The sequence below is a fragment of the Burkholderia sp. SCN-KJ genome (assembly GCF_024656005.1).
In the GTDB taxonomy this organism is placed as follows: domain Bacteria; phylum Pseudomonadota; class Gammaproteobacteria; order Burkholderiales; family Burkholderiaceae; genus Burkholderia.
In genome coordinates this window covers 137560-161633 of record NZ_JANKOG010000012.1, presented here as the reverse complement: position 1 = coordinate 161633, position 24074 = coordinate 137560, and the positions used below count along the sequence as shown (strand labels likewise).

General features: G+C 69.3%; 24 protein-coding genes. 13 read left to right on the top strand and 11 right to left on the bottom strand.

All coding sequences use genetic code 11. The features are described 5' to 3' along the window. Positions 1–13 precede the first annotated feature (13 nt). From NQV17_RS20965 to NQV17_RS20950, 4 genes are all read right to left on the bottom strand, one after another. Complete coding sequence (locus NQV17_RS20965) at positions 14–472, bottom strand: DUF934 domain-containing protein (protein ID WP_257773712.1); 459 nt, start codon at positions 470–472, stop codon at positions 14–16. After that, a complete protein-coding gene (locus tag NQV17_RS20960; RefSeq protein WP_257773711.1) occupies positions 469–2253 on the bottom strand; it encodes a nitrite/sulfite reductase in 1785 nt (594 codons plus the stop codon). The genes NQV17_RS20965 and NQV17_RS20960 overlap by 4 nt, the downstream gene beginning before the upstream one ends. A gap of 247 nt (positions 2254–2500) precedes the next feature. Further along, positions 2501–2902, bottom strand: coding sequence for a hypothetical protein (locus NQV17_RS20955; protein ID WP_257773710.1), 402 nt, complete (start codon positions 2900–2902; stop codon positions 2501–2503). A 101-nt stretch (positions 2903–3003) separates the two neighbouring features. Beyond that, the gene (locus NQV17_RS20950; protein WP_044845719.1) at positions 3004–4437 is read right to left on the bottom strand and encodes a PLP-dependent aminotransferase family protein; all 1434 of its coding nucleotides are present in this window, start codon (positions 4435–4437) and stop codon (positions 3004–3006) included. Positions 4438–4981: 544 nt separating this feature from the next. Here NQV17_RS20950 and NQV17_RS20945 point away from each other — a divergent pair. Next, complete coding sequence (locus tag NQV17_RS20945; protein ID WP_257773709.1) at positions 4982–6106, top strand: extracellular solute-binding protein; 1125 nt, start codon at positions 4982–4984, stop codon at positions 6104–6106. After that, positions 6103–7878 carry a diguanylate cyclase domain-containing protein gene (locus NQV17_RS20940; protein WP_257773708.1) on the top strand — a complete coding sequence of 592 codons (1776 nt, stop codon included), beginning with the start codon at positions 6103–6105 and terminating at the stop codon, positions 7876–7878. Before NQV17_RS20945 ends, NQV17_RS20940 begins: the two co-directional genes overlap by 4 nt. Positions 7879–7978: 100 nt before the next feature. On the opposite strand, the gene NQV17_RS20935 is transcribed toward NQV17_RS20940, so the two are convergent. Together NQV17_RS20935 and NQV17_RS20930 are read right to left on the bottom strand one after the other, a co-directional pair. After that, on the bottom strand, positions 7979–8278 hold the full coding sequence (locus NQV17_RS20935; RefSeq protein ID WP_257773707.1) for a DUF4148 domain-containing protein: 300 nt from the start codon (positions 8276–8278) through the stop codon (positions 7979–7981). A gap of 274 nt (positions 8279–8552) precedes the next feature. After that, entirely contained in the window at positions 8553–8813 is a 261-nt protein-coding gene (locus tag NQV17_RS20930) for a hypothetical protein (protein ID WP_006760082.1), read from the bottom strand. A 265-nt stretch (positions 8814–9078) separates the two neighbouring features. Here NQV17_RS20930 and NQV17_RS20925 point away from each other — a divergent pair, with 265 nt between their 5' ends. Together NQV17_RS20925 and NQV17_RS20920 are read left to right on the top strand one after the other, a co-directional pair. Continuing rightward, the gene (locus tag NQV17_RS20925; RefSeq protein WP_257773706.1) at positions 9079–9975 is read left to right on the top strand and encodes a LysR family transcriptional regulator; all 897 of its coding nucleotides are present in this window, start codon (positions 9079–9081) and stop codon (positions 9973–9975) included. A 128-nt stretch (positions 9976–10103) separates the two neighbouring features. Next, positions 10104–10736, top strand: a complete 633-nt coding sequence (locus NQV17_RS20920) for a LysE family translocator (protein WP_257773705.1) — start codon at positions 10104–10106, stop codon at positions 10734–10736. 205 nt (positions 10737–10941) lie between these two features. Here NQV17_RS20920 and NQV17_RS20915 read toward each other — a convergent pair whose 3' ends face one another. Continuing rightward, on the bottom strand, positions 10942–12627 hold the full coding sequence (locus NQV17_RS20915; RefSeq protein ID WP_257773704.1) for a metallophosphoesterase family protein: 1686 nt from the start codon (positions 12625–12627) through the stop codon (positions 10942–10944). Positions 12628–12928: 301 nt separating this feature from the next. Here NQV17_RS20915 and NQV17_RS20910 point away from each other — a divergent pair, with 301 nt between their 5' ends. The 5 genes from NQV17_RS20910 (at position 12929) to NQV17_RS20890 (ending at position 16047) form a co-directional block, all read left to right on the top strand. Continuing rightward, positions 12929–13228 (top strand): YXWGXW repeat-containing protein, encoded by a 300-nt coding sequence (locus NQV17_RS20910; RefSeq protein ID WP_257773703.1) that lies wholly within the window; start codon positions 12929–12931, stop codon positions 13226–13228. A 217-nt stretch (positions 13229–13445) separates the two neighbouring features. Beyond that, positions 13446–14210, top strand: a complete 765-nt coding sequence (locus NQV17_RS20905; RefSeq protein ID WP_257773702.1) for an RNA polymerase sigma factor — start codon at positions 13446–13448, stop codon at positions 14208–14210. After that, positions 14207–14626 (top strand): hypothetical protein, encoded by a 420-nt coding sequence (locus NQV17_RS20900; RefSeq protein WP_257773701.1) that lies wholly within the window; start codon positions 14207–14209, stop codon positions 14624–14626. Before NQV17_RS20905 ends, NQV17_RS20900 begins: the two co-directional genes overlap by 4 nt. Then, entirely contained in the window at positions 14623–15126 is a 504-nt protein-coding gene (locus NQV17_RS20895) for a periplasmic heavy metal sensor (RefSeq protein ID WP_257773700.1), read from the top strand. The genes NQV17_RS20900 and NQV17_RS20895 overlap by 4 nt, the downstream gene beginning before the upstream one ends. A 75-nt stretch (positions 15127–15201) precedes the next feature. Continuing rightward, on the top strand, positions 15202–16047 hold the full coding sequence (locus NQV17_RS20890) for a GNAT family N-acetyltransferase (RefSeq protein WP_257773699.1): 846 nt from the start codon (positions 15202–15204) through the stop codon (positions 16045–16047). 74 nt (positions 16048–16121) lie between these two features. On the opposite strand, the gene NQV17_RS20885 is transcribed toward NQV17_RS20890, so the two are convergent. Then, the gene (locus NQV17_RS20885; RefSeq protein ID WP_257773698.1) at positions 16122–16412 is read right to left on the bottom strand and encodes a hypothetical protein; all 291 of its coding nucleotides are present in this window, start codon (positions 16410–16412) and stop codon (positions 16122–16124) included. A 62-nt stretch (positions 16413–16474) separates the two neighbouring features. On the opposite strand from NQV17_RS20885, the gene NQV17_RS20880 reads away from it, so the two are divergent. The 3 genes from NQV17_RS20880 (at position 16475) to NQV17_RS20870 (ending at position 19340) form a co-directional block, all read left to right on the top strand. Next, positions 16475–17869, top strand: a complete 1395-nt coding sequence (locus tag NQV17_RS20880; protein WP_257773697.1) for a DUF1800 family protein — start codon at positions 16475–16477, stop codon at positions 17867–17869. Between the two features lie 2 nt (positions 17870–17871). Continuing rightward, positions 17872–19035, top strand: coding sequence for a DUF1501 domain-containing protein (locus NQV17_RS20875; protein WP_257773696.1), 1164 nt, complete (start codon positions 17872–17874; stop codon positions 19033–19035). An 86-nt stretch (positions 19036–19121) separates the two neighbouring features. Then, positions 19122–19340, top strand: coding sequence for a YXWGXW repeat-containing protein (locus tag NQV17_RS20870; protein ID WP_257773695.1), 219 nt, complete (start codon positions 19122–19124; stop codon positions 19338–19340). A gap of 20 nt (positions 19341–19360) precedes the next feature. On the opposite strand, the gene NQV17_RS20865 is transcribed toward NQV17_RS20870, so the two are convergent. Together NQV17_RS20865 and NQV17_RS20860 are read right to left on the bottom strand one after the other, a co-directional pair. Next, complete coding sequence (locus NQV17_RS20865; RefSeq protein ID WP_257773694.1) at positions 19361–20554, bottom strand: tyrosine-type recombinase/integrase; 1194 nt, start codon at positions 20552–20554, stop codon at positions 19361–19363. A 224-nt stretch (positions 20555–20778) separates the two neighbouring features. Further along, a complete protein-coding gene (locus NQV17_RS20860; protein ID WP_257773693.1) occupies positions 20779–21954 on the bottom strand; it encodes a helix-turn-helix transcriptional regulator in 1176 nt (391 codons plus the stop codon). A 241-nt stretch (positions 21955–22195) separates the two neighbouring features. Here NQV17_RS20860 and NQV17_RS20855 point away from each other — a divergent pair, with 241 nt between their 5' ends. Then, a complete protein-coding gene (locus NQV17_RS20855) occupies positions 22196–22576 on the top strand; it encodes a DUF4377 domain-containing protein (RefSeq protein ID WP_257773692.1) in 381 nt (126 codons plus the stop codon). A gap of 25 nt (positions 22577–22601) precedes the next feature. Here the strand turns inward: NQV17_RS20855 and NQV17_RS20850 are convergent, their stop codons facing one another. Further along, positions 22602–23990 (bottom strand): DHA2 family efflux MFS transporter permease subunit, encoded by a 1389-nt coding sequence (locus NQV17_RS20850; protein ID WP_257773691.1) that lies wholly within the window; start codon positions 23988–23990, stop codon positions 22602–22604. Between the last annotated feature and the right edge of the window lie 84 nt (positions 23991–24074).

Genomic DNA, 24074 nt, shown 5'->3' with positions numbered 1-24074 from the left:
GGGCCGCCCGTTTTCATTTCCCGGCTTGCGTCTCGACTTGCGGCGCCGCGTCCTGCCGCGGCGCCGCCGTTCTCGCATCGCGCTGATAGAAGCCGGGAAACCGGTCGAGCTGCCGGCGCGCGGCGGCCAGATCGGCATCGGCGCCGAGCACCGCGCTCGAAAACCCGGTGCGCTCCATCAACAGCAACTGATCGACGAGCACGTCGCCGGTCGCTCGCAGGTCGCCGGCGAAGCCGAAGCGCTTGCGCAGCAGATACGCCTGGCTGTATGCGCGCCCGTCGGTGAAGGACGGGAAGTGCAGGTCGATGCGCTCGGCCTGCGCGATGCGTGCGGCGAGCGGCTGCAGTTCCTCGTCGTTGCCGATCGTCAGGATCGTGCGGGTCGCGGTGTCCGGCGCGTTCGTATCGTCGGCGTGTTCGGCCGGCGTCAGCAGGCGGATGCGTGCGTTCGAGCTTTGGTCGGTCGGTTTCATGCGTGCTCCGCCTGGTGACGGGCGTCGTTGGCCGCGGCCTTGAAGGGCTCGGCGCCGATGCGGCGCACCGTGTCGATGAATCGTTCGCTGCGGCCGTCGGCGTCGAGTCGCGCGTCGAGATAGACATTGACGAGCGCGTCGACGACATCGACGATCTCGTCCGCCGAGAACGACGGGCCGATCACCTTGCCCGGCCGCGCGGGGCCGCTCGCGCTCGAGCCGTCCGACCCGCCGAGCGTCACCTGGTACCACTCGGCGCCGTCCTTGTCGACGCCGAGGATGCCGATGTGCCCGCTGTGATGATGGCCGCAGGAGTTGATGCAGCCGCTGATGTGCAGGTCGATGTCGCCGACGTCGTGCAGCATGTCGAGATCCTGGAACCGCTCGGCGATCGCATCGGCGATCGGGATCGAGCGCGCGTTCGCGAGCGCGCAGAAATCGCCGCCCGGGCACGCGATCATGTCGGTCAGGAGTCCGACGTTCGCGCTGGCAAGACCGATCGCGCGCGCATGCTCCCACAGCAGGAACAGGTCGTCGACGTGCACCCACGGCAGCACCACGTTCTGCGTGTGCGTGACGCGTGCCTCGCCGGCCGAGAAGCGCTCGGCGAGTTCGGCGAGCGCGTCGAGCTGCTCGGGCGACGCGTCGCCGGGCGCCTGCAGGCGGCGCTTGAACGACAGCGTGACGATGCGCAGCGCCGGGTCGCGATGCGCGGCGACATTGCGCGCGAGCCAGCGCGCGAAGGCCGGATGGCGGCTCGCGTGCGCGGCGATGCGCGCTTCGGCGTCCTGCAGGTCGAGCGCGCGGGGCGCGAGGCGCGGCGGCACGAACGATGCCGCGATGCGGTCGAACTCGGCCTGCGGGATCGTGTGCGGGCCGCCGTCATGCTCGACGATCTGGCGGAATTCTTCCTCGACGTCGTCGATATAGCGCTGTCCCTCGCTCTTCACGAGGATCTTGATGCGCGCCTTGTACTTGTTGTCGCGCCGCCCGTAGCGGTTGTACACGCGGACGATCGCCTCGATGTAGTTCATCACCTGCTGCCACGGCAGGAACGCGCGCAGCAGCGTCGCGATCAGCGGCGTGCGGCCCATGCCACCGCCGGCGCTCACGCGAAAGCCGAGTTCGCCCGCGTCGTTGCGCACGAGTTTCAGCCCGACGTCGTGCCAGTCGGTCGCCGCACGGTCCTCGGCCGCGCCGGTGATCGCGATCTTGAACTTGCGTGGCAGGAACGCGAATTCCGGATGCAGTGTCGTCCACTGGCGCATCACCTCGGCGAACGGGCGCGGATCGGCGATCTCGTCCGGCGCGACGCCCGCGCGCTCGTCGCACGAAATGTTGCGGATGCAATTGCCGCTCGTCTGGATCCCGTGCATGTCGACGGTCGCGAGCAGGTCCATCACGTCGGCCGCCTGCGCGAGCGGAATCCAGTTGAACTGCACGTTGGTGCGGGTCGTGAAGTGCGCGTTGCGGGTCGGCAGGCGCAGCGTGCCGAGCTGCGCCTGCGCGTCGCACGCGGCGCGGTAGGTGGCGTCGTCGGGCACGTCGTAGTCGCGTGCGATCCGGGCGAGCACGCGCAGCTGCGCGCTCGACAGTTCGCCATATGGCACGGCCACGCGCAGCATCGGCGCATGGCGCTGCACGTACCAGCCGTTCTGCAGGCGCAACGGCCGGAACGCATCCTCGCTCAGCGTGCCGTGCTGCCAGCGTTCGAGCTGGTCGCGGAACTGGGCGGCGCGGCTGTGCACGAGCGCCCGGTCGAATTCGGTATATCGGTACATGACGTGATACGCGAGAGGAGTGGCGGCGCAGGGGCGCGCGCCGCTCGGGAGGGGACGTTGCGACGGGTGTCGGGCAACAGGGACAGCGTAGGGAACGCAGGGCGGCGGGACAAGCAGCAGATCGGAGCGGAAAGGGCGCAGCAGATCGGAGCGGAAACGGCGCAGATCGGAATGGAAAGGGCGCAGCAGATCGGCGGGGCGCGCCGTTGTGTGCCGGGGCATGCGTTGCGCATGCCCCGCGTCGGGTTCAGGCTTGCGCCGGTGCGTCGACGATCAACGCCGGATCGAGCGCGCGGATGCGCTGGTCGATGAAGTAGCCGCCGCCTTCCTGATAGCGCAGATAAAGCCGGCCGCACGATACGCAGCGGCTGACGTTGCAGCGGTTGTACGGAAAGTGGCGCGGTACGATCGGCGCGTCGTCCGACGCATAGCGCGTGCCGGCCGGATGATATTCGTCGAAGCTCGGCTCGGCCTCGCCGGGCGGCGCAAGCGTGGCCACTTCGGTCAGTTGCGTGTCCTGCAGCGACAGCGGCAGGGTCGTCCAGCCGGCGAGCGAGGTTCTCGTGCACGTGCACGGCTGCGTAACGTGCGCCGCTTCGGCCGCCAGTTTCAGCAACGCGTCGTGATCGAGGTAGGGCAGTTGGCTCATGGGCAATCGTGAAGGAGCGGCGGGATCAGCAATGTAACCCGCGCGCGACTTCGCTGCATGGACGTGATGCGGGCGGCGCGCAGCGTGCGCAAGAGGTGCGATCAGCCTGACTTGCGTACCGCCGGCCCGGCGACCAGTTCGCCGAGCACGCGGATCGCGCGCTCGATGTCGCGGCTCCACGGATGGCCGAAGTTCACGCGCACGCAGCGCTCGAAGCCGTGCGCGGCCGAGAACAGCGGCCCCGGTGCGAAGCTGATGCCGCGCGCGATCGCCTGGCGGTGCAGTTCCATCGCGTCGATCGCGTCGGGAAACGACAGCCACAGGAAATACCCGCCGTCCGGCCGCACCCACTCGACGCCGGGCGGCAGCCAGCGCCGCAGCGCGTCGTCCATGCGCGCGAGCTGCGCCTGCAATGTGCCGCGCAGCTTGCGCAGGTGACGATCGTAGCCGCCGTGCTCCAGATAGTTCGCGATGCCGGCCTGCGCGGGAATGCTCGCCGACAGCGTGGTCATCAGCTTGAGCCGCTGCACCTTCTCCGCGAACCGGCCGGCGGCGGCCCAGCCGATCCGGTAGCCGGGCGCGAGCGTCTTCGAGAACGAACTGCAATGCATCACGAGGCCGTGCCGGTCGAATGCGCGCGCGGGCAGCGGGTAGTCGGGGCCGAAATGCAGCTCGCCGTATACGTCGTCCTCGATCAGCGGCACCTCGCGTGCGGCCAGCAGCTCGACGAGCGCGCGCTTCTTGTCGAGCGACAGCGTGACGCCGGTCGGATTCTGGAAATTGGTCATGAACCAGCACGCGCGGATGTCGTGCCGGTCGAGCGCGTTCGCGAGCGCATCGAGATCGAGGCCCGTGCGTGGATCGACGGGAATCTCGACCGCGCGCAGGTCGAGCCGCTCGATCGCCTGCAGCGCCGCATAGAAGCCGGGAGACTCGACCGCGACGACGTCGCCGGGCCGCGTGACGGCCATCAGGCACAGGTTCAGCGCTTCGAGCGCACCGTTGGTGACGACGATCTCGTCGACGGGCTGCGCGACACCGGTTGCCAGATAGCGCCGCGCGATCTGCTGGCGCAGCGCCTCGCTGCCGGGCGGTAGGTCGACGACCGTGCTCCACGGGCTGACGAGCCGCGTCGCCTGTGCGAGCGATTTCGCGAGGCGCGGCAGCGGAAACAGCTGCGGCGCGGGAAATGCGGAGCCGAGCGGCACGATGCCGGGCTGCGTCGCGGCGTCGAGCACCGAGAACACGAGGTCGCTGATGTCGACCTTGCGCGTGGCGCCGGCACGGCTCGCGCGGCGTTTCGCGGGCGGGTTCGCCGCCGGGCCTGCGCCCGGCGCGACGTAATAGCCGGAACGCTCGCGTGCGCGGATCAGCCCCCACTGTTCGAGCAGGTAGTACGCGCGAAACACCGTCGACTGGCTCACGCCATGCTGCGCGATGATCTGCCGCAGCGACGGCAGGCGCGTGCCGACCGCGAGGTTGCCGTTGCGGATTTCGTCGGCGATCGTCTGGGCGAGGGTTTCGTAGCGTTTCATCGGCGCGGGCGGAGCATGCTTGGTGCCGCTCGCGCGGGGCCGATGCGGCGCCGCGCCGGCGGGCGCGCGTCATTGTCCGACGAGCGGCCCGAAAAGGAAAGCGCAACGGCCGCGGCCGGTCGCGCTGTCGTGGCGATGCCGATGCGTGCGCATCCGTCGCGCGTGATCGCGGCGTTCATGCCTGCGTGGCGTGGATGCGCATGCGACGGCGCGACGCGCATGCAGGCTGAGGTGTCGACACGACGCGATGGATGACGCGCGTCGCCGAACGCATCGAACGCTCCGAACGCATACGCAGTACATGCCGCGTGGCGCCGTGGCTGCAAGCGGAGCCGGCACACGTCGCGTCTTGCCTTTCACCTGATGATTCTCCGTCCGCGTGGCCGGGTTCGCGCGCGTGCAGCGAGATGCGATCGAACGCGTACATGGATGACGCGCTCCGAATGGGCGGATGCAATGCGCGTGCGGCTTGTTCCAATTGCGCGGCGATATTTTTTGTGGTCTTGTTGCACGATCAAGCATCGACTAAAAAAAGGACAGTCGAATGCATACGGGGAATTCGGACGAGGACCGATTGATCAGGGGAATCGGCGCGCGCCGGCGTGCGCGCCGCGCCGCGTGCCGGTGGCTTGTCGTCCTGACGCTGGGCTGGCAGGGCCTGCCTGCCTGCGCCGCTTCTCCCGAGACCGTCGGCGACAACGTACTGCGTGTCCTTGCGTGGCCCGGCTACGCGGACAACGATGTCGTCAATGCATTTGAGACGCACTTTCATGTGCACGTCGAAGTAACCTTCGTCGATTCCGACGAAGCGTTGTGGACGCGGATGCACAGCGCGTCGCCGCCGCCGTACGACGTGCTTGCGGCCAACACGGCCGAGATCCAGCGCTATGCGAGCGACGGCCTGCTCACGCCGATCGACTTGTTGCAGGTCCCCAACCGCCGGCGGCAACTGCCGAATTTCCAGCAGCTCGCGACGATCGGCGGACTCGTGCGCAACGGCTCGACCTATGCGATTCCGTTCACGTATTCGTCGATGGGACTGATCTACGATCGCAAGCAGGTGCCGGTCGCGCCGCGCTCGATGCTGGAACTCTGGAATCCGCGTTACCGCGGCAAGGTGCTCGACTTCAACAGCGCGCAGCATAATTTTTCGTTCACCGCGCTCGCGCTCGGCTATTCCGACCCGTTTCGCCTGTCGCCCGCACAAACGCTTGCCGTCGCGCACAAGCTGGTCGAACTGCGGCGCAACCTGCTCACGTATTACACGCTTCCGGAAGAGGCGACCACACTGTTCGTCCAGCATCGCGCGGCACTGATGTTCGGCAACTATGGCACGCAGCAGGTCGAACAGCTGCGACGCGCCGGTGCGGATGTCGGTTACGTGATTCCGGACGAAGGCGCGCTCGCGTGGCTCGACTGCTGGGGCGTCACGCGCGGCGCGGAGCATCGCGAACTGGCGTTCGCGTGGATCAACTACATGCTCGAACCGGCGATCGGCGTGCTGCTGACCGAACGCCAGGGGCTCGCGAATACGCTCCAACCGCCACCCGGTCTCGAGGCCGGCCACCAGCACCTCGTCTGGATCCAGCCGGTCGAGGACATCGCGCGGCGTGAGTCGCTATGGAGCCGCATCGTGTCGGGCGACCGGCCGGAGCGGTTCGAAAAATGATCAGGCTCGGGCTCACGTGGAAGCTGTCGATGCTGTTCGCGTGCATCGGCGTGATCGCGTCCGGCACGACCGGCTACTACACCTACCGCGCGAACCGGACGATGCTCGTGCAGGAAGCGCAGCACAGCCTGCTGATGTCGACGCACTTGCTCGGACAGCGCTTCACGACCGCGCTGTCCGACGTGGCCGACGATGTGCTCGTGCTCGCGCAATTGCCGGCGTCGGCGTCCGTCGCGAGCGGGGAAGGCGCCGATCGCGCGCCGCGCACGCGGCTCGAACAGGTGTATTACAGCTTCATGAAGAACCACCCCGAGTACCTGCAGATCCGGCTGATCGCGCGCGGGGATTTCGGGCTCGAGCGGATCCGCGTCGATCGCGACACGCATGGCATCGTCGTGTTGCCGGAGAGTGCATTCCAGGAAAAAGGGCAGTTTCCTTACGTATTCGATACGCTTGCGACGGCGCCCGGTCATATCTACCTGTCGCCGATCGCGATTAACCACGAGACCGGCTCGCATGCGGCCGAAGGGCTGCCGATCCTGCGCGTGGGCACGCCGGTGGTCGACGAACGCGGCCGGGTCGTCGGCGCGCTGGTCGTCGACGTCGAGCTGACGCGCATGTTCGACCGGCTCGAACGCGATCTGCCGCCAGACTACGTGGTGTATCTCGCGAACAAATGGGGCGATTTCCTCGTGCACCCCGATCCGTCGCAGATCTTCGGCTTCGATCGCGGGCACCGCGTGCTGATGCAGGACAGCTTCCCCGACACGCGGCTGCTGTTCGTCGGGGCGCGCACGAACGTGGCGCTCAACGGTCTCGAGCAGCCCGACGCCGCACCGGGCCAGATGTTCGCGTTCGTGCGCACGCCGTTCGGCAACAACGAGGGCAACCGCTTCGTGGTGCTCGGCATGGCGCGTCCGCTCACGGAGGTGCTGGCGCCGGCCGGGATTCTCGGCGAGCGGATCATCCGGATGGTGCTCTTGATGAGCGTGGCGGCGGTGATCCTCGCGATCCTGTTTGCGAGTGCGATCACGCGGCCTTTGCAGATGCTCGCGCGCGCAGCGACCCACGTGTTCGACGATCCGGCCGCCGAACGGTTGCCCGTCGCGCGGGCCGACGAGATCGGCGTGCTGGCGCGCTGTTTCGACAGCATGCGCGTCGAGATCCGCACGCAGGTCGCGATGCTGCGCGCGAAGCAGCTGGAGCTCGCGCACCTCGCCGGTCACGACCCGCTGACCGGCTTGCCGAACCGCCTGTTGTTCATGGAGCATCTCGATGCCGCGATCCGGCATGCGGCCGCGGTGCGCGAAGGGCTGGCGGTGATGTTCGTCGATCTCGATCGCTTCAAGCAGATCAACGACCAGCACGGGCACGCGGCCGGCGATCGCACGCTCGTCGCGGTCGCGAAACGGCTGAGCCTCGCGCTGCGCGGCGGCGACATGGCCGCGCGGCTCGGCGGCGACGAATTCATCGTGCTGATCTCGGACGTGCGATCGCCCGAGGTGATCGACGATATCGCGTCGCGTATCCAGGTCGTGATGGCCGAGGAACTGGAATTCGGCGACCGGCATCTGGCCGTGGGCGCGAGCATCGGCGTGAGCGAATATCCGGCGGATGGCGCGTCGGCCGAGGAACTGCTGGTCAAGGCCGACGCGGCGATGTACGCGGCGAAGGCGTCCGCGCAGCGCACGTGCGTGCGTTACCAGGAACTGCTGGGTGGCGGTATCGCCACGGACGACGGCGGCCGCGTGGCGGCGGAGGGCAGCCGCTGACGGCAGGCCGGCCCGGCGCGCGGCAAAAACGCGGCGAGCCCGTCACGGGACGGGCTCGCTGGATCCGGGCGGACCGCGCGCGATGCGCGCGGCGGCCGACTTAGTGGCCGAAGTAGACCGAGTCGCGCGTGTTGCGCACCTTGACCGCCGGTGCGCCGCCCTGGACGACCGGGGCCGGCTGCGCGCCGTAGCCGCTGCTGTCGGCAGCGTGCGCGCGCGCTTGCGCGGCCTGGATGTCGGCCGGGTAGTACGGGCTCGACTGGCTCGGCTTGTAGCCGGCGTTTTCGAGCTGGACGAGTTCGTTGCGCACCTGGGCGCGGGTCACGGTGCTTTGGGCGAAGGCGCCGAACGAAGCGGACAGGGCGACAGCGGCGACGACTGCGGAAGCGAGCGATTTCATGATGACCTCCGATGTTCTATTGGGTTCGCCGGCGACACCATGTCGTAAGCGATTGATTACATCGTAGGCGTCGCTGGATTCAGGGTAAACGTGGATTCCAGCGAAAGATCATTGTCGGTGAGGCAACAATTCCAACATAAGTTCGATCCGTCCCCGTTCCGCGTTGCGGGAATTGCAAACTGGCGGTGGGCCGGGGGCGGCGAGACACCGCGCGTGGCGAACGCCGGTGACGGGGCACCGGCAGGTGGGGCGGCTGGCGGGGGGCGTTGGCGGATCAGACGCCGTCGGCGTCGTCGATTTCCTTGCGCTCGCGGCGTTCCTCGTTGCCGCGGCGCGCCCGCAGGCGCTGGCGCGACAGGACCGCGATCACCTGCTGGGTGGGCGCGCCGGACGGCAGCTCGTTGCGGATGCGATCGGGCACCATCGGCAGGCCCGCGCGCTGCCGGCGCAGTGCCTTCGCGATTGCCCGGCGGCATTCGTCCCCGTGGCAATCCCATTCATCGCGGATTCTCTGGCAATAACGGCATTGTTCCATCGAGACAGTCTAACGCGTCTTGGGGATCAGAGCTGAAGGCGCGACGGACGGGGCTTGGACGGGCGCGGGCGCCGGCGCAATCCTGCGCGTGTCCGGCGACGGCGTTCGACATGATTCGAGGCTGAATCTTGCCCGAGCGCGGCGCGGGGCATCGGGCGAGGTCACGGGACGGCGCGCCATCGAAGCGCGTTGCCCCTGTTCAATCCAATTCATGATGCGTCGCTCTATCATGTGAAAAATACATGCACCGCAACAAGGAGGCGAGATGACGCTTGCGCAGTTGCAGGCCCTGGCTGCCGTGGTCGAACTCGGCTCGCTGACGGCCGCGGCCGACCGGCTCAGTCGCAGTCAATCCGCGATCAGCCACGCGTTGACCGAACTGGAGGACATCACCGAGGTCAAGCTGCTGTTGCGCGACCGCCAGCCGGTCGTCCTGAGCGCTGCCGGCGAACGCCTGTGGCCGTACGTACAGAACGTCGTCCGGGAAGCGCAGACGCTGCGCCAGCAGTTCGGCCTGGCGCGCGGCAAGCTCGAGGGTCGGCTGGTGGTGGCGTCGCTGCCGAGCGTCTCGCTCGCGTTCGTCGTACCCGCGCTCGAAGCGTTGAAGGCGGCGCATGAGGGCGTGACGGCCGTGCTGCTCGAAGGCACGGACGCGGAAGTCGAAGGGTGGCTCGACGACGGCACCGCCGACATCGGCGTGGTCGCCGGCACGAAGACCTTCGCGAACAACCTGCCGTTGCTCGACGAGGAGTTCGTCGCGGTGGCGGCGGACGGCATGTTCGACGGCCGCGAGAGCGTGTCGGCGAAACGGTTGGCGACGATGCCGTTCATTTTTTCGAAGGCGGGGTGCGGGCCAGTCATCGCGGATTACTTCGCGCGCAACGGTGCGTCGCTTCGCGCCGCGTTCAACGTGGTCGAGATGCGGACCATTCTGTCGATGGCGGAGGCGGGAATGGGCGTGTCGATCGTCCCGCGCATCACGCTCACCTATACGCGGTTCGGCGGCCGGGTGCTGGCGTTGTCGCCCAGGCTGCACCGTTCCGTGCGGCTGGCGTGGAATGCGAGCGGCAACGCGGTCGCCGACGCATTCGTGAAACTGGTCGACGCGCAACGCGCGAAGGCGGGAAAGGCGATGCAGGCACGCGCGAAAAAGGGCAAGTAGCGGAACGACGCGATGACGGGGTGAAGCGCGCTCATGCATGACTTGCAGTTTATTCATGCCGACAGACACCGACATGCAATACATTGCTGGACACTCGCCCCGACTTCATCGCCCCGAAGGAGACTGCCGTGCCGGCCTTGCCCACCCTGATTGCTTTCGGACTCGTATCGCTCGGCATGGCCCTGACGCCCGGCCCGAACATGCTTTACCTGATCTCCCGCTCGATCTGCCAGGGCCGCCGTGCGGGGCTGGTGTCGCTCGGCGGCGTCGCGCTGGGGTTCGTGTTCTACATGTTCTGCGCGGCATTCGGCATTACCGCGCTGGTGCTGACCGTGCCGTACGCGTATGACGCGCTGCGTTTGTCCGGCGCGCTGTACCTGTCGTATCTCGCGTGGCAGGCGCTCAAGCCGGGCGGTCGCTCCGCGTTCCAGGTGCGGCAACTGCCGCACGACAGCGGCGTGCGGCTCTTCACGATGGGCTTCGTCACCAACCTCGCGAACCCGAAGATCGCGGTGATGTACCTGTCGCTGCTGCCGCAGTTCATTGCGTCCGGGCACGGCAGCGTGCTCGCGCAATCGCTGGCACTGGGCTGCGTGCAGATCGCGGTCAGTGTCTGCGTGAATGCGCTGATCGCGAGCATGGCCGGCTCGATCGCGGGGTTTCTTGCCGGTCGGCCCGTCTGGGCGCGGGTGCAGCGCGGGTTGATGGGGACCGTGCTGGCCGGACTGGCCGTGCGTATCGCGCTGGAATCGCGAAGCTAGGTGCAAGGAAGCGGCAACGCGGCTTGCGGTGGAAGCTGGCGCGCCGGTGCGCATGCAAGGTGCGGCGGTCGAATGGACGCAGCCGGTCCGCATGGCGCGGCCCGTCACGTATTCGCCGTCTCCATCAGCGCGTCGCGCGCGCCGTTCCGCACGCGCCAACCCCGGCCGCCCGCCGCGCGCTCACGCGCCGCGGGCGGCCGTCGCATCAGCGTTCGCGGCGCTTCTTGCTCAGCTCGATCGTCTCGAACAGCTCGTACTGTGCGCTCGGGTGCTGATCCGCGCCCGGCGCATGGTAGTAGCGCATCGTGATCGTCGTGTGGCCGCCCGGCTTGCCCGGATCGTGGTCGAACACGGCGATCCCGTAGCCGGTGCCCGTATCGCGGCGCGCGGACCAGATCGCATCCTCCAGCGCATCGGCCGGCTTGCGCACGAACGTGTTCGGCGCGGTGCCCGGCACCGGCCGGTTCGCCTTCGTGAAGACCTTGGCCTGCGCGAAGCCGGTCGCCGGGTTCTCGCCGTACACGTCGAGCGGCGCACTGGTGCCGCCGCCGCCGAGGATCAGGTGGATCGTGCCGTGGCTCGTGTCGAAGGTCGTGCGCTCGGGATCGGTCGACCCGACCGGACGCGGCTGCAGCGTCTCGACGACTTCGCCGGTCGATGCATCGACGCCCGCGCGGTGATTGCAGCCGCGCACCGGGTAGCTGCGCTCGTAGTCGTGATCGTGACCGCACAGCACGAGGTCGACGCCGTAACGGTCGAACAGCGGCAGCCATGCCTCGCGAATGCCCTTGTCCGAGCCGTTGCCCGTCTTCGACGAACTCAGCGCGTCCTGGTGCATCTGCACGACGATCCAGTCGATGCCGTCATCGTGCGACGCTTGACGCAGCGTGTGCTCGAGCCAGCGCGTCTGCACGCCGTCGCTGTAGCCGCGCACGTAGAACGACGTGCCCGGTTCGATCGGCGCGCGGCCGGTGCTCGCGGCCGGCACCAGCGGGGCCGGGCCGCCGACGAACGCGGCCGCATCCTGGTACACGACGTCGTCGGCGTCGAGCGAGATGAACAGCACCGAGCTTACGCGGAAGCTGTACCAGCGGCCCGGAAAGCGCGTGCCGTTCTCCGGCAGCGTGTAGCGCGCGAGGTACGAGTCGAGGCCCTGCGGGCCGTTGTTGAATTCGATCTCGTGATTGCCCGGGCACGGCATCCACGGGCGGTTCGCGGCCGACGTCTGGTTGTTGTTGCCGAAGTCGCGCCACACCTCCGGCTGATGCGCGGGGTTCAGGTTCGCGTAGCAGAGATCGCCGTTCAGCAGGTGGAACAGCGGCTGGAACTGCTCGACGGCCTGCACCGCGAAGCGGCTTTGCGGCGACGACAGCACCCATGCGCCGTTCGGCGTCGCGAGGTCGCCGTAGCTCGTGAAGCGGAATGGTGCGCGCCCGCGCGGCGCGGTCGTGAAGGTCGCGGCAAACGGCTGCGCGGCGTTGCTGTCGTTGTCGGCCGTCAGTTCGTAGCGGTAGCGCGTGTTCGGCTTCAGGCCGTGCACGCGTGCGTGGTACGTGAACACCGTTTCGCCGTTCAGGCCGTCGGTGTAAAGGCGCTGCACGCCGTGCACGGTGCGTGCCGGTTCGCCGTCGGCGACGATCCGCGCCCGCGGATTGACGGCCGGCGCGAGCGATGCCCACGAGATCGCGACTTCCGACGCCGGGTCGCTGCCCCATGTCAGGTGCACCTGTTCGGGGGTGCCGTCCGGGTTCGACCCGGCGGCACGGGCGGCCGCGAGCCCGCCCGCGGCGGTGGCGAGGCCGGAGACGCCGGCCAGTTTCAGGAAGCCGCGACGCGATACGGAAGCGGCCGGCTCGTTCGACTCGGCGGGGAAGTTGTCCTGGTTCGACATGATCGTATTTTCGTTGAGTGACACGCGAAATGCGGAACCGCCCGGCCGTGCGCGAGCGCGTCCGGGGCGTGGGCCGGAAACGAGCGGGATCCCGGTGACACGCATTGTCGAAGCGCAGTTTTGCCGGGTTGTGACAGACGGTCGTCCACGCCCGGGCCCGATTTGTCGCCGGGTGAGCGCGGCGTTGCCGGCGCGCCGGAAATTTATTCGCGTCGCGACGGATTTTTCCGCATGCGTCGTTTAACGAACGAACGGCCACGTCCGGCCATCACGTTCGCTACACGACGCTTCGGAGTCTTGCATGAAACTTTCCATTTCATTACGGTTTGCCGCGGGATGCGTGGCCGCGCTGGCGACCTCCGCCGCATTCGCGCAGGCCGTCATCGTCGCGCCGGTCGCGCCGCCGCCGCCGCGCGTCGAAGTGATGCCGGCGCCGCGCGCGGGCTACGTATGGGACCAGGGCCACTGGCACTGGCGGCGGGGCCGCTACGTGTGGATCCCCGGGCATTGGCAAGCGGTGCGCGTCGGTTATCACTGGGTGCCCGGGCACTGGGCCGCGCGCGGCCCGAACTGGCACTGGGTGCCGGGTCACTGGGCGTGACGCGCCGGGCGCCGCGCGGCGTGCAGCGCCGGTGCGGCGGGACTTCCACACAACCTCATCCGTTAAGCCATGCCTTTTCGAACCATCGTGATCCTGACAGCCGCGGCCGTCGTGCTGGCCGGCTGCGTCGTGGTGCCGGCGCGTCCGGTGTATTACCGGCCGGCGCCGGTCGTCGTATATTGATCGCGCCGGCCGGCTGGCGATCGACAGGATCGATATGCCGTTCGAACCGGATGTCGACGAAACCGGCCGGGCGGACACCGGACACGGCGCGCGACGCGCCGCGGACGCGCCGGCATCGCGCCGTGCGGCGCCGGCCCGACGCATGCAAGGAGAGCACGACGATGAGCTTCAGCCGGACGGCGGGCACGCCCGCCGGCAGCATGCGGCGGGCGCGCCGCGCATGGCGGAGCAGCCCGCGTTGAGCGACGCCGATCCGGACGCGGAACTCGTCGCGCGGGTCGGCGCGCGCGACACGTCGGCCGTGCGCGTGCTCGTCGCACGCAAGCTGCCGCGCCTGCTTGCGCTCGCGACGCGCATGCTCGGCGACCGGACCGAAGCCGAAGACGTTGCGCAGGAAACCTTCCTGCGGATCTGGCATCACGCGCCGCGCTGGCGGGACGGCGAAGCGCGCTTCGACACGTGGCTGCATCGCGTGGTGCTGAACCTGTGCTACGACCGGTTGCGCGGGCGGCGCGAGGAGCCGGTCGACACGCTGCCCGACGTGCCCGACCCGCAACCCGAGCCGGCCGCGCACGCGGAATTGCGCGCGCGCGATGCGCGCGTGCGCGAGGCGCTCGCCGCGTTGCCGCCCAGGCAGCGGGAAGCGCTCGTGCTCCAGTACTATCAGGACATGTCGAACGTTGAAGCGGCCAACCTGATGGGCATCACCGTCGATGCGCTGGAAAGCCTGCTCGCGCGCGCGAGGCGCAACCTGCGCGCGCAACTGGCCGGCGACCCACCTAGCGAGGACAAGCGATGACACCCGAACGATTCCGTACCATCGTCGCCGCGTACGGCTCGGATGCGCGGCGCTGGCCGCGCGACGAACGCGCGGCGGCCGAAGCGTGGGCGCAAGCGCATCCGCACGACGCGCTCGACGCGCTCGACGATGCCGCCGCGCTCGATGCCTGGCTCATGCAGGACACGGTCGCGCCGCCCGCGCCGGCGCTCGTCGAACGCATCGTCGCTTCGGCGCCCGCGCCGAAGCGTGCGCGGCGCCGGGGCACGGTGTGGTGGTCGGGCGCGGCGTTCGCCGGTGTCGGGCTGGCCGGCGCGCTGGCGGGCGCGGTGGCCGTGTCGATGCTGATGCTCGGCAGCGCGCCGATCGCGCAACACGAACCGGGCTACCTGACGACGACGTTCGGCGGCCCGGGCATCGACGGAGGCGACGAATGAGCGAACGCGGCTGGAAATTCATGCTCGTCGGGTCGGTCGTGTTGAACGTGTTCATGCTCGGCGCGATCGGCGGCGGCGCGTATCAGTGGTTTTCGACGCATCGTGGCCTGGATGGGGCCGGGATGCCGGGACAGCGCACGGCATTGCGGTTCGCCGCGGACGAATTGTCCGACGCGCGTCAGCAAGCGTTTGCGGCGGCGCTGAAGGCGGCGCGCAACGAAGGTCGGGATTTCGCGCGGGAAGGGCGTGACGGGCGGATCACGGTGCTGGATCTGCTGGCGGCGCCGCAACTCGATCGTGCGGCGATCGACGCGGCGCTCGATCGGACACGGGCGGCCGATAGTGCGTTGCGGCGGCAGGTCGAGCGCAGCATCGTCGATTTCGCGGCGACGCTGACGCCCGACGAGCGCGTGAAATTCGTCGACGGGTTGCGGCGCAGCGGGAACTGGCGGCTGCCGGCGAGGTTTCAGAAGAAGCACGACGCGGCGGGGAGCCAGTAACTGGCGTGGCGTGACGACGCGTCACGCTCGCGAATCGGTTGGCGGCGATCTCGAGTGCCGCGACGGAGGCGAATCATGGATCGAAGCGAAGACTTGATCGTGCGCACCATGTCGGCCGACGAGGTGGCCATGTCGGTCGAATGGGCGGCAGCCGAAGGGTGGAACCCCGGCCTGCATGATCCGCCGTGTTTCAGGGAAGCGGACCCGGCCGGTTTTTTCGTCGGCGTGTGGCGTGGCGATCCGGTCGCGTGCCTTGCTGCCGTCGCGTATGACGAACGCTTTGGCTTCATCGGTCTGTACATCGTGAAACCCGGGTTTCGCGGCAAAGGCTTCGGCATGCGAATCTGGCAGCACGGCATGCGTTACCTGGGAGACCGCAATGTCGGTCTTGACGGTGTCGTGGCCCAACAGGCGAACTACCGGAAGTCCGGGTTCCGGCTCGCGTATCGCAACATCCGCTATCAGGGGCACGTGGACGGCATCGGATGCGCGCACGCGGCCGCGGCGGCCGAGGTCCCGTTCGAGCAGTTGCTGGCGTACGATCGCCAGTGTTTTCCTGCGCCGCGCGCGCGTTTCGTCTCCGCGTGGCTCGCGCAGCCGGATGCCGTTGCGCTCGCAACGGTCGACGCGGGTCGCATCACCGGATACGGCGTGGTGCGCCGCTGCAACGCCGGCTGCAAGATCGGCCCGCTGTTCGCCGATGACGCCGGCGTCGCCACGGGGCTGTTTCGCGCGCTGGCGGCGCGCATGCCCGGCGAGGTGATCGTGCTCGACGTGCCGGAAACGAATCCCGCGGCCGTCGCGCTGGCGGAACGGCACGGCATGTCGAGCGTCTTCGAAACCGCACGGATGTATACGAAGGAAGCGCCCGCGATCGCGATCGACCGCGTGTTCGGGGTGACGTCGTTCGAGCTGGGGTGACGGTCACGAACAGGCTCGGACGATTGCCGTCCGGCAGCTCGTGATGGAGGGAACGCCAGTGCGCGGAAATCTCGTCACGTTCTCCATTCCGCATTCAACATGGCTGCGACCGAGCCGGCCATTGCCACGGAATCCGGCAACGCATCGAATTCGTGACGCTCGTCATCGGCTCGAATGGCGGGCGCTCGGAAGCAGCACACACCGATCGCGACAGGGGCCGGAGCGCGATCAATGCTCCTGTTGCCGACCTGCCGGCGGTGCCGAACGATCTGACGATCGGGCACGGCACGCGCGCAGCTCGCCGCTGCTTGAAAGCCGACAGCAAGCGACACATCCGCGCGCCGAACCCGAAATATTTCGCTCATCCCGCGACGGATTTCCCGCCACCCTCCGTTAAACACGGGTACGCATCGCGAGAGCCCCCGTCATGGACCACCCGAACGACATCTCACCGGCCGCCATCGCGCTGAACCGCTTCGGTCTCGGCGCGCGGGCCGACGAAGCGCCGCCTGCCGATCCGAAGGCCGCGCTGGTCGCCCAGCTCGACCGCTACGACCCGAGGCCGGCCGCATGGGCCGGCGAGCCGGACGCGATCACGCTCGCCACGCGCTTCGCGACGACCCGCAACACGATGACGGGCGACGACGCGGCGGCCAGGCGCGCGAGTGCGCAGTCGATCCGTCGCGACGGCCATGACGCCTATCGCAGCGCCGTCACCGCGCGGTTGAACAGCGCGCTCGCCACGTCCACGCCGTTCGTCGAGCGTCTGGTGCATTTCTGGTCGAACCATTTCGCGGTGTCGGTCGACAAGGGGCCGGTCGCCGCGTATGCGGGCGCATTCGAGCGCGATGCGATCCGCCCGCACGTGCTCGGCCGCTTCGAGGACATGCTCGTCGCGGTCGAGCAGCATCCCGCGATGCAGCTGTTCCTCGACCAGGCGCGCTCGGTCGGCCCCGACAGCCCGGCCGCACTGCGCGCCGAAGCCCGCCAGCCGGCGGCACGGCGCGGCCTCAACGAGAACCTCGCGCGCGAAATCATGGAGCTGCACACGCTCGGGGTACGCACCGGCTACACGCAAGCGGACGTGACGGAATTCGCGCGTGCGCTGACCGGCTGGAGCATCGCCGGCGGACGCGGGCCGCAGCCCGGCGATGCGGCGCCCGGGGCGTTCGTGTTCCGCCCGAAACTGCACGAACCGGGCGCGCGCACGGTGATGAGCCGCACCTACGACCAGCCGGGCGACGCGCAAGCGCGCGCGATCCTGGGCGATCTGGCGCGTTCGCCGGCGACGGGCCGGCATGTCGCGTTCCAGCTCGCCCGACATTTCGTCGCCGACGATCCGCCGCGCGCGCTCACCGACCGGCTCGCCCGTGCGTTCGATACGAGCGGCGGCGATTTGCCGACCGTCTATCGCGCGCTGGTCGATGCGCCAGACGCATGGTCGCCGGTCAATCGCAAGTTCAAGACGCCGTGGGAGTGGGCCGTGTCGTCGCTGCGCGGGCTCGGCTGGCGCGATACCGGCGACCTGAAGGCCGCGCCGCTGCTCGCGCAGCTCGGCCAGCCGGTATGGCGGCCCGGGTCGCCGGCCGGCTACGACGACGTCGCCGCGAGCTGGGCCGCACCCGACGCGCTGGTGCGCCGCGTCGAGATCGCGCAGCGGTTTGCCGCCCGCACGGGCGACCGGCTCGACCCGCGCACGCTCGGCAATACGCTGCTGGCCGGCTCGCTGAGCGCACCGACGGCGACGGCACTGTCGCGTGCCGAGAGCGCGACCACGTCGCTTGCACTGCTGCTCGTGTCGCCCGATTTTCAACGGAGATGAACATGGCCCGATCCCTTACCCGTCGACATTTCCTGAGCATCGCCGCCGCCGGTGCGGGCGCGATCCTCGTCGCGCCGCGCATCGTGTTCGCGAACGTCGAAACCGACCGGCGCTTCGTGTTCGTGATCCAGCGCGGCGCGGCCGACGGGCTGAACATCGTCGTCCCGTATGCGGAACCCGCGTATGCGTCGTTGCGCGGCCCGCTGGCGATCGACGCGTCGACGGCGACCCGCATCGACGGCACGTTCGCGCTGCATCCGTCGCTCGTGCGGACCGCGCAGATGGTTCGCGACAAAGAGGCGCTGTTCGTCCACGCGATCGCGTCGCCGTATCGCGACCGCTCGCATTTCGACGGCCAGAACGTGCTCGAGACGGGCGGGCGCGCGCCGTACCGGGTGAAGGACGGCTGGCTGAACCGGCTCGCCGCGATGTTGCCGGCGACGCGGGACAACGCGATCGCGTTCGCGCCGACGGTGCCGCTCGCGTTGCGCGGCAGCGTGCAGGCCGCGTCGTATGCGGCGTCCGGGTTGCCGGCCGCACCGGACGACCTGCTCGCGCGCGTGTCGGCGCTGTACGAGGCCGACGCGCAGCTCGGGCCGCTGTGGCAATCGGCGATGGCCGCGCGCGGTCTCGCCGGCGACGCGCATGCGCGCCAGGATCCGGCGGGCGTCGGCAAGCTCGCGGCGACGTTTCTCGCGCGCGACGACGGCCCGCGGATCGCGATGATCGAGACGGGCGGCTGGGACACGCACAGCGCGCAGAACGCGCGGCTCGCGAATCAGTTGAAGGCGCTCGACACGATGCTCGCCGCGTTGCGCGACGGTCTCGGGCCCGTGTGGCAGCGGACCACGGTGCTCGTCGCGACCGAGTTCGGCCGCACGGCCGCCGCGAACGGCACGGGCGGCACCGATCACGGGCAGGCGTCGGTCGCGATGCTGGCGGGCGGGGCGGTCGCGGGCGGACGCGTGATCGCCGACTGGCCGGGCCTGCGGCCGGGCGACCTGTACGAAGGGCGCGACCTGAAGCCGACCGCGTCGCTCGACGCGCTGATCGCGGGCGCGGCCGCCGAAAGCCTGCGGCTCGATCCCGCTCATACCGCGTCGACGCTGTTCGCGGAAAGCGGCGCGACGCGGCCGATGACGGGCCTCGTTCGCGGAACCGCGTGACGCGCGGAGTGATGCGCAGCTCGATGCACGGCGTACGCGGGTTCGCCTCCGCTGACCGATCAATTACACAACAGGGAGAATCGACGATGAAGATCCGATCCGTATCGCTTGCCGTATGGGTGACGACGAGCGCGGCGCTGCTGTCCTCGTGCGTGGTCGAACCCGCGCGGCCGCCGCAGCCTGCGCCGGTCGCCGAAGTGATGCCGCCGCCGCCCGCGCCCGGTTATCGCTGGGCGAAAGGTCATTACCGCTGGGCCGGCAACCACTGGGCGTGGGTGCCCGGGCACTGGGCCGCCGTATATTGAAGCAGGGGCCGGCGCGCCGTTCACCAGCCGATCCGGTGCTTCTCCTCGGTTTCGCTGTGTCGCCAGTCGTCGTCCGCGTGCAGATACTGGCTCGTCGTCGTCAGCGATACGTGTCCGAGGTTGTCGCGCACGAGCCGCAGGTCGACGCGTCCGTCCGCCATGTGCGAACCCGCGCTGTGGCGCAGCCAGTGGGCCGATGCCTGTTCGAGCACGCGCGCCTGTTGTTCGCCTGCATCCCCTTGCGCACGCAACCGCTCGGCCGCGAACCTGAACACCAGCTTCACGATCCGGTGCAGCGCCGCGCGCGTGAGCGGCTTGCGCGTGCGACCGGCGGGCAGCACGAGCGGCGTGGCTTCGCCGTCGGCCGGCAGCGCGGGCAGGCCATGCGCGCGCCGGTAGCGCGCGAGCTCGGCCATCATCTCGGCGGTGGCCGGCACGAGGCGCTGGCGGCCGCCTTTGCCGGTCACGTCGAGCCACCAGCGATCGCGCCCGTTCGCATCGCGCCGTGCAAAGAATTGCCCCATCGTCGTGTCGGCCGCCTCGGTGATGCGCAGTCCGCCGAGATACAGCAGCGTGAACACCCAGCGCGCGCGATCCGCATGGAAGGCGGCACGCGCATCGTCGCGCGGCATCGCGGCGATCGCATCCTTGACCACCTGCCACAGCGGCGGCCCGAGATGGCGCGTGACGCGCGGCGCGGGCCGCCGTTGCCGCTGCCGCGACAGCGCGAGCGGATTGCCGGCCAGATAGCCGGCCTGCACGAGCCACGAGAACATCACGTTCAGGATCACCATCGCCTGCCGCTGGCTGGCCGCCGACAGCGGCCCGTAGAACGGCCGCCAGCGCGGGTCGCCGCGCGGATGCTTGCGGCCGCCGTTCGCGCACCACACGTCGGCGGGCGCGGGCGCGAGCAGGAACTGCCGGTACACGACGAGATCCTCGTGCGTGAGCGACGACAGCGGCTTGCCGCACGCGATCACGGCCCACAGCAGCAGGCGCTCGGCCTCCTTGCGGTAGTTCTGGAACGTGGTGGGCGTATCGACGAAGCGTGCGAGCCATGCGCGCACGGCGTCGAGATCATGGTTCGCGGCGATCTGCGGATGCGCGCTCGTGGAGCGATTGGTGCCCGCGCGTCCGTCGAGTGCGGCCGGCACGGTCAGCGCGTCGATCGGCTGCGGCCGCAGCGCGGTGTCGGACGGAACGGGTGAGGTCATGCGAACAGGGAGCGCGGCTCGCCCGTGGCCGGGCGGGCTCACGCGGCGCGACGAAGCGTACGAGGAAACGCCGATGGTAATACACGATCACGACTTGGCGAAACGGAACGGGTTTCCGGCTGGCGCTTATACCGTCCGCATCGGCCGTTTCGGTGCAGACCGCTTCCTGCTTTCCGGCGTTAACAGCCCGTCCACGAATCCGGCTTCCCGGCCTGTCGAACGCCTCACCCCAGCGACAACACGCTGTTCAGCAACGTCCGCACGAGCGTCGCCTGTCGCGTGACACCCGTCTTGGAAAAGATCGCCCGCAGGTGCGAGCGCGCGGTGTTCTTGCTGATGTCGAGTTCGTCGGCCGCTTCCTCGAGCGTCGATCCGTTGACGAGCGCGAGCGCCAGCGCGGTCTCGGCCGGCGTGAGATCGAACAGCTTGCGCACGATGTCGTGAGACGCCTGCGACTTGCGCTCCGCATCGCGGATGAAGATCGCGCACGCGGGCCGGCGCGGATTGTCCTCCGACCATTCGCTGAGCGGGACCGTACGGATCAGCACGCCGAGCGGCGGCTTGCCGGACGGGCGCGGCACGGCAATCGCCTGCGCGACCGACGGCGCGCCGCCCGCGCGCTCCGCGAGCACCTGGCGGATGAGCTTTTGCAGCTTGCGGTCCTCCAGCGGATACGATGCCTCGAGCGCGCCGGCACGCACGCGCAGGCCGTCGCATTCGGCGAAGATCTCGTCCGCGACGGAATTGGTCTTCATGATCGTGCCGCGCTCGTCGAGGATCGCGGTCGCGACGAGCATGCGGTCGATCGCGCTCGCATACAGCGTGCGCTCCGATTCGACCATCCCGAACTTCGCATGCAGCCGCACCGCGCGCTTCAGGTGCGGCAGCAACGCATTGCAGACAGCCTTGTCGGTCGCCGAGAACGCGCGGCCGTGATGCGAGCGGCACACGCGGAAGCGGCATTCGATCCCGTCGGGCGTGCGCAGGTCGGCGCCCATCAGGTAGCCGACGTCGAACGGCTCGAGGAACTCGCGATACATCGCGCTGCGGCGCCACACGCCGACGCCGAGCAGCTCGTCGACGGTGACGACGCGATCGCTCGGCAGGTTCACGAACGGATCGAGCGCGTAATAGTAGTTGTTGTACGACGCGACGCCCGACAGCGGCGCGCTCGCCGCGGACGCATTGATCATCAGCCCCGCGTGGCCGCTGGCGGGCCAGCGCAGGATCATCGTCACGTAGTTCGCGTCCAGGTGCAGGCGGATCTGTTCGAGCGCGCCGCCCCACGGCACGTCTTCCAGCGGGCCTTCGTAGATTGTCGCGAGCAGCGCGTCGTACTGCTCGAGCGTCAGTTTCGATTGGGCAAGGCACGGGGGAAGGGCCGGGGGCGCCGTGGTCATCGGGTTGTCTCCTGTTGCCGCCGCCGGGTCGCGGTGCGCCGGGCGTGCGGGTGCGTGCATGCGCGAATGCGGACCGCCGGCGGCGGCGCGCGGTTGCCTGCACCGGAATACGGTAACGTGCCCGTGCAGACGTGACATCCCACGAATGAGGGTGGCGGCGTGCGCGCTGTAAGCCATTTGTGAACTTTGCCGGCGCAGCATTCGTCTAATCGGCCCGCCAACGCTTCCCGAGGACCATCAGATGAATCGCAACACCAGAACGCTGCTCGGCGCGGCCTTGATTGCCGGCACCACGCTGCTCGCCGGATGCCAGACCGGCGCGGCCGCGCCGGATGCACGCGCGGACCGCCCGGCCGACGGCCGGCCCGTGACCCGGACCGTTTATGTCGCGTCGCAGGCGGCGCGCTGCACGGGCGTCGCGCCGATGGACTGCCTGCAGGTGCGCAGCGGCCCGGCCGAGCCTTGGAGCCTGTGGTACGCGGGCATCGAGGGCTTTGCGTACCAGCCCGGCTATCAATATGTGCTGGAAGTCGACGAATATCGCGTCGCGCAGCCGCCGGCCGACGGTTCGTCGATCCGCTGGGTGCTCAAGCGGGTCGTCGAGCGCCGCCCGGTGAGCTGACGGCCGCGCCTGCCCGCGGCGGCGCTTACGCGGACGGCCGCGGCGCGACCGGCCGCGGCGGCGCGGCGGTATCGATCCGCCGGAACACGACGGACGACAGCAGCGTGACCGCGCCCATGCAGACGAACGACAGCATGAAGCCGTTCGCCATCGAGCCCCAATGCGCGGCGAACAGGTTCACGAGCCCGCCGCCGATCGATACGCCGAGCCCCATCGCCAGCATCTGCATCATCGTGAACAGGCTGTTGCCGCTGCCGGCGTCGGCGTGCGACAGGCCCTTGAGCGTCACGGCGTTCATCGCGGCGAACTGCATCGAGTTCGCGGCGCCGAACACGACCAGCAACGCCATCTCCAGCACCGGCGCGGGCCGGGCCGACACCAGCGCGAACCCGGCGATCGCGCCACCGACGATCCCCGTGTTCACGACCAGGAACGCCGCATAACCGAAGCGTTTCGCGAGGGGCGCGATCCAGCGTTTCGCGATCACGCCGGCGATCGCGGCCGGCAGCAGCATCATCCCCGACTGCAGCGGCGTATAGCCGAGCTGCACCTGCATCAGAAGCGGCAGCATGAACGGCACCGAGCTCGTGCCGATCCGGCACAGCAGGTTGCCGAGCAGCCCCGCGCCGAAGTTCGGCTCGCGGAACAGCCCGAGCCGGAACAGCGGTTGCGCGCGGCGCCGGGCATGGGGCAGGTACGCGAGCGCGCTCGCCACGCCGAGCACGGCCAGCCCAGTCGCCCAGCCGGCGCGGTGCGCGCGCATCGGCGGATCGATCGCGAGCGACAGCGCGATCATCGCGACCGACAGCAGCGCGCAGCCGACGAAGTCGAACGGCGGCGGCTGCATCGCCTGGTCGTGCGGCAGGAAGCGCTGCACCGCGATGAAGCCGACCACGCCGACCGGCACGTTGACGATGAACACCCAGTGCCAGGAAATCGCCTGCGTGAGCCAGCCGCCGAGCGTCGGCCCGACGATCGGGCCGAGCTGCGCCGCGATCGACACGAACGCGATCGCCGCGACGTACCGTTCGCCCGGCACGCGGCGCAACACGGCGAGCCGCCCGATCGGCAGCAGCATCGAGCCGCCGATGCCCTGCACGGCGCGCGCGACGACGAGCTGGCCGAGCGTGTGCGACGCCGCGCAGCCGATCGATGCGAGCGAGAACACCAGGATCGCTGCGGAAAACACGCGGCGCGTGCCGAAGCGGTCGGCGAGCCAGCCGGATGCCGGCGTGAGCATCGCCATCGTCAGCGTATAGACGACCACGACCGGCTGCATCGCGAGCGGCGACGCATGCAGGCTTTGTGCGATCGACGGCAGCGCGGTGTTGACGATCGTCGTGTCGAGCGACTGCATGAAGAACGCGGCGGCGACGATCCACAGCAGCGCGGAGTGTGAGGGTTCGCGGGACATGACGAAACGGGAAGTGCGGCGACCGGCGCGGCGGCGACGTGCCGGGCGGCGCGGCCCGGCAGCAGCAGGCGCGCGCCGGCGCAC

Coding starts and splice junctions, on each gene's coding strand:
- NQV17_RS20905 (WP_257773702.1), top strand. CDS start 13,446: ATGCCGTTCGAACCGGATGTCGACGAAACCGGCCGGGCGGACACCGGA.
- NQV17_RS20955 (WP_257773710.1), bottom strand. CDS start 2,902: ATGAGCCAACTGCCCTACCTCGATCACGACGCGTTGCTGAAACTGGCG.
- NQV17_RS20870 (WP_257773695.1), top strand. CDS start 19,122: ATGAAGATCCGATCCGTATCGCTTGCCGTATGGGTGACGACGAGCGCG.
- NQV17_RS20875 (WP_257773696.1), top strand. CDS start 17,872: ATGGCCCGATCCCTTACCCGTCGACATTTCCTGAGCATCGCCGCCGCC.
- NQV17_RS20965 (WP_257773712.1), bottom strand. CDS start 472: ATGAAACCGACCGACCAAAGCTCGAACGCACGCATCCGCCTGCTGACG.
- NQV17_RS20935 (WP_257773707.1), bottom strand. CDS start 8,278: ATGAAATCGCTCGCTTCCGCAGTCGTCGCCGCTGTCGCCCTGTCCGCT.
- NQV17_RS20940 (WP_257773708.1), top strand. CDS start 6,103: ATGATCAGGCTCGGGCTCACGTGGAAGCTGTCGATGCTGTTCGCGTGC.
- NQV17_RS20950 (WP_044845719.1), bottom strand. CDS start 4,437: ATGAAACGCTACGAAACCCTCGCCCAGACGATCGCCGACGAAATCCGC.
- NQV17_RS20960 (WP_257773711.1), bottom strand. CDS start 2,253: ATGTACCGATATACCGAATTCGACCGGGCGCTCGTGCACAGCCGCGCC.
- NQV17_RS20865 (WP_257773694.1), bottom strand. CDS start 20,554: ATGACCTCACCCGTTCCGTCCGACACCGCGCTGCGGCCGCAGCCGATC.
- NQV17_RS20900 (WP_257773701.1), top strand. CDS start 14,207: ATGACACCCGAACGATTCCGTACCATCGTCGCCGCGTACGGCTCGGAT.
- NQV17_RS20915 (WP_257773704.1), bottom strand. CDS start 12,627: ATGTCGAACCAGGACAACTTCCCCGCCGAGTCGAACGAGCCGGCCGCT.
- NQV17_RS20930 (WP_006760082.1), bottom strand. CDS start 8,813: ATGGAACAATGCCGTTATTGCCAGAGAATCCGCGATGAATGGGATTGC.
- NQV17_RS20890 (WP_257773699.1), top strand. CDS start 15,202: ATGGATCGAAGCGAAGACTTGATCGTGCGCACCATGTCGGCCGACGAG.
- NQV17_RS20880 (WP_257773697.1), top strand. CDS start 16,475: ATGGACCACCCGAACGACATCTCACCGGCCGCCATCGCGCTGAACCGC.
- NQV17_RS20860 (WP_257773693.1), bottom strand. CDS start 21,954: ATGACCACGGCGCCCCCGGCCCTTCCCCCGTGCCTTGCCCAATCGAAA.
- NQV17_RS20910 (WP_257773703.1), top strand. CDS start 12,929: ATGAAACTTTCCATTTCATTACGGTTTGCCGCGGGATGCGTGGCCGCG.
- NQV17_RS20945 (WP_257773709.1), top strand. CDS start 4,982: ATGCATACGGGGAATTCGGACGAGGACCGATTGATCAGGGGAATCGGC.
- NQV17_RS20895 (WP_257773700.1), top strand. CDS start 14,623: ATGAGCGAACGCGGCTGGAAATTCATGCTCGTCGGGTCGGTCGTGTTG.
- NQV17_RS20885 (WP_257773698.1), bottom strand. CDS start 16,412: ATGAGCGAAATATTTCGGGTTCGGCGCGCGGATGTGTCGCTTGCTGTC.
- NQV17_RS20925 (WP_257773706.1), top strand. CDS start 9,079: ATGACGCTTGCGCAGTTGCAGGCCCTGGCTGCCGTGGTCGAACTCGGC.
- NQV17_RS20850 (WP_257773691.1), bottom strand. CDS start 23,990: ATGTCCCGCGAACCCTCACACTCCGCGCTGCTGTGGATCGTCGCCGCC.
- NQV17_RS20855 (WP_257773692.1), top strand. CDS start 22,196: ATGAATCGCAACACCAGAACGCTGCTCGGCGCGGCCTTGATTGCCGGC.